Below are 3,291 nucleotides of genomic sequence, written 5' to 3' on the forward strand. Positions count from 1 at the left end.
GTTTGTGTACAATCGCCCTCGTGCCTAAAAAAATAAAAACCATTGTTCAGATTGTCTATTAATTTGTTTTAATTAGTATTTTATTATTTAAATAATGTGTATAAAACATTCAATTTATTTTAATTACAATTAATAAATAATTATAAAAATAGCATTTTATAAGCTCTTTACTGTGATTTTATATTGCATTTTGTTTTACATTTGTGTATTTTTATGTTAAGTTAATAACTAGAGGTAGTTATAATGCATTTTATTGGAAAAAAAATATGTAATTTCTTGGGTGATACTTCGCTTAAGAAGAAAAAAACAGCTGTGTTAGATTATATAATTGATGACTTAATCTTACTAAAAAAAGAAGGTTACACGTGGGATTCTGTACTCACGATTATCAATAGCAATGAATGTAATTTCTTTATTCCTAAAAATACTTTTTTTTCCTATCTCAGAAGTAGAGAAATAAATAAAAAAACAATCAACGATGAAATACGAAAATTTTCAAAAAATACGCAATTAAAACAAAAGGAAATATCAGCCAACAATCAACAAAAAAAAGAAATAAAACAGGAAAAAATAGAATATAATAGACAAAATATTAACGAACTCATGGGAATTAAAGAATTTCCTTATATCAAAGTTACGGATGATATGTTTATTGCATGGGAGAACTTAAATATCCCGAAAGTCGCCATTTTTAATTTAATAAAACATGGAGTCTCATTAGAAGAATATAAATCATGGAATATCCAGATAGGCAGTAAATCAGCATTAATCGATGAAATTAATACCCGATGTAGTGAAATTGTAAAAAACTGGGAAATGAACAAAAACAAATAGAGAGAATATCATTATGCGATTAGTTGTATTAAATAATAGTGGTAACGTTGGGAAATCGACTATTTGCCAACATATGCTTTATCCTCGTCTTAAATATAATATCCTCAGAATTGAAACTTTAAATACTGATGGGGAAGCAACAGGTGAAAGGTTAAGTGCAGAGGATTTTGATAAGATTTTTAATAAAATTTTATCCAGTGATGATGTCATTGTTGATGTTGGTGCTTCAAATATCGCCACATTCAAAACTAAAATTGAGACAGATTTCGAAGGTGCTCACAATTTTATTGATTATTTCTTGATACCCGTTACACCGGACGAAAAACAGCAGCGAGATACGATAAAAACCATATCAGATCTTAATGCTCAAGGCGTTGAAAATGACAAAATGAGAGTTATTTTAAATCGTGTAAATAGCAAACGGGATATTAAAGAACAATTTAACATCCTTTACACCAGTGACATGTTAAATGTTATTAATTTTGAGTTGAATGATGTATTGCCTGTTGTATTTGAATCAAGTCTTTTCAAAACACTGGAAAGAGCAAGATTAACTTACAATACCGTTAAGGAGTTTAAAACATCATCAGAATTTGACGAAGAATTAAAAGGTAAAATAGGAAAAGAAAAAATAGAGTTAGAATTGCAGAAATTCTACCGCCTTGGGTTTGAAGCCTACCAGAAAAATCTTCAAACTGCATTTGAAGCATTAAATCTAATTTAACGAGGTAAAAATGAGTAAAATTGAAGATTCTAACTTAGCGTGGAAAGCAGCACAGGATGACGATGTATTAAGGAAAGCAGCACTTGAAAGACTTGTTGAAGGATTTCATAAAATAGAAAGTCACATCCATGATCTCCCTACTGTCATCAATGATGCACAACAACAACAGATAGAGTTAGCAACAAAAGAATTTGCAAAAAAAATTGATGCCATCAAATTGGCTATCGATCAACTCCCTACCGATCTCGATCAACAGGTGGAAAACTTACGGGCTATTACCAGTGAGTCAAGGGCAGCTATCGAAGAAAAAGCTAAAGAAATTGACATGAAGATTGACTATCAAAATTCAACCTCTCTCAGCATCTTATCAAAATCAATGCTTGAATCAGTTTCTCTCTTTCAGGATCATCTCAACAAGGCAAAAGAAAATGTACTCAAAACGATTGAAGTCGATATTGGCAATCATTTAAGAGAAAATGAAAGCACTTTACGGCAAACGGCTTGGATAATTATTGGTGTAACGGTTGCAATTAACATCATCAGCATAGGGGCAATGTATTTTTTGCGGTGATAATGGATAAGATAGACTAGAAAAGTAGGTAAAAATGAACGAAGAAAAATTAATAACTTGCCCTCATTGTCGTAGTGAAATTCCTCTCGGCGCTAATGTTTGTAGAGGATGCCAAGCAGAAATAACTTACAGAACCCCAAAATTTTTTATTATAATAGGGTTCTTATTACCTATTTTTTTTGGGTGGTATATCAGTAGATATTCCTATGAAATTTTAGGGTTCAATGATCTTATATCCAAGATATTTTGGGTTGTTATCACTGTTATATTTTGGTGTATTGCATATAAAATATGTGATTATTTTTTTCATGAAAGAATTCATTTTGAACGTAAAAAAAATACATAGTAAAAGACTTATCATCTTAACGCTCTCTATTCAGAGCGTTAAGAGTTTTAAATAAAAAAATCACTTTATTTCGCCTACTCTTTGGAGGATTTTAAATGCAGTGGCTTTTTGTTTTGGTGAAATGTTATTCCACTGCCGATATGAAGTGATGACGTTATTTAAAAAACGGACTTCCCAATTTGTTAGTGCCGGATATTTTTTCCACAGAGTCGCATTTTCTGCATGAGCAATTAATTCAGATTCCTTCATTTATCTTTATTTCGCCTTGCCAGACGTTGCAAATTATCCTCAACATCCGCTTCGGTGACCTCTCCGACTATATGACCGTCTTTATCATAACGAAACGCCTCTAACTGGATAAGTGCACGATAATCAGCGTGATGACCAATACTCCCTAAACAGGCTCTCAAACGCTTTCTGGCTATCGGTAATGACTTTTCCTTCACTTCTTGCCACATATCTTGCTGTATACCAATTTTCATGGGTCTCAATTGATTTTCAGGAAATAGATTAGGCCAAAAGACGCTGATTTGTGAAATCGCTTCCTCTAACGGCAATCGCTTTTTGGGCGGTGTGGGTGGTTTTGATGTTTTAACCTTCATTTCCTGTTTAGGTTTAACAACAGGTTTCTTGGGTTGTTGTTTTGCTACTTTGAGAGGATGAGGCTTTTTTGCCTGTTTTTTGGGCGCAGTATTCACCCAGACCTTTTTACCGTAAACAGGGGTACTTGAAGTCTGTTCTTCCTGTGAAGCCTTTCTAGGGCGATTGAGGCTTAATTTTTGGCGTTCTTTCATGATTCAATCTTTAAACAGGGTG

The 3,291-nt window shown here is 32.7% G+C and carries 5 protein-coding genes; 3 read left to right on the forward strand and 2 right to left on the reverse strand.

What is annotated here, in order from left to right:
- The first annotated feature begins 243 nt into the window (after positions 1-243).
- From G468_RS0116615 to G468_RS0116625, 3 genes are read left to right on the forward strand one after another with little or no spacing between them, the layout of a single operon-like run.
- Positions 244-834, forward strand: a complete 591-nt coding sequence (locus G468_RS0116615) for a hypothetical protein (RefSeq protein WP_026823991.1) — start codon at positions 244-246, stop codon at positions 832-834.
- Between the two features lie 13 nt (positions 835-847).
- The gene (locus tag G468_RS22655) at positions 848-1,558 is read left to right on the forward strand and encodes a hypothetical protein (protein WP_051297176.1); all 711 of its coding nucleotides are present in this window, start codon (positions 848-850) and stop codon (positions 1,556-1,558) included.
- Between the two features lie 10 nt (positions 1,559-1,568).
- Positions 1,569-2,129, forward strand: a complete 561-nt coding sequence (locus tag G468_RS0116625) for a hypothetical protein (protein WP_026823992.1) — start codon at positions 1,569-1,571, stop codon at positions 2,127-2,129.
- A 406-nt stretch (positions 2,130-2,535) separates the two neighbouring features.
- On the opposite strand, the gene G468_RS0116635 is transcribed toward G468_RS0116625, so the two are convergent.
- Both G468_RS0116635 and G468_RS0116640 read right to left on the reverse strand, forming a co-directional pair.
- The gene (locus tag G468_RS0116635) at positions 2,536-2,724 is read right to left on the reverse strand and encodes a hypothetical protein (protein ID WP_026823994.1); all 189 of its coding nucleotides are present in this window, start codon (positions 2,722-2,724) and stop codon (positions 2,536-2,538) included.
- Positions 2,721-3,269: a ProQ/FINO family protein gene (locus G468_RS0116640; protein WP_026823995.1), complete on the reverse strand. Its 549-nt coding sequence runs from the start codon at positions 3,267-3,269 to the stop codon at positions 2,721-2,723. The genes G468_RS0116635 and G468_RS0116640 overlap by 4 nt, the downstream gene beginning before the upstream one ends.
- Between the last annotated feature and the right edge of the window lie 22 nt (positions 3,270-3,291).

The organism is Arsenophonus nasoniae DSM 15247, from assembly GCF_000429565.1.
Taxonomy (GTDB): domain Bacteria; phylum Pseudomonadota; class Gammaproteobacteria; order Enterobacterales; family Enterobacteriaceae; genus Arsenophonus; species Arsenophonus nasoniae.

Bases quoted from the DNA above. Each gene is read 5' to 3' on its own strand.
- G468_RS0116625 (WP_026823992.1), top strand. From the start codon at position 1,569: ATGAGTAAAATTGAAGATTCTAACTTAGCGTGGAAAGCAGCACAGGAT.
- G468_RS0116615 (WP_026823991.1), top strand. From the start codon at position 244: ATGCATTTTATTGGAAAAAAAATATGTAATTTCTTGGGTGATACTTCG.
- G468_RS22655 (WP_051297176.1), top strand. From the start codon at position 848: ATGCGATTAGTTGTATTAAATAATAGTGGTAACGTTGGGAAATCGACT.
- G468_RS0116640 (WP_026823995.1), bottom strand. From the start codon at position 3,269: ATGAAAGAACGCCAAAAATTAAGCCTCAATCGCCCTAGAAAGGCTTCA.
- G468_RS0116635 (WP_026823994.1), bottom strand. From the start codon at position 2,724: ATGAAGGAATCTGAATTAATTGCTCATGCAGAAAATGCGACTCTGTGG.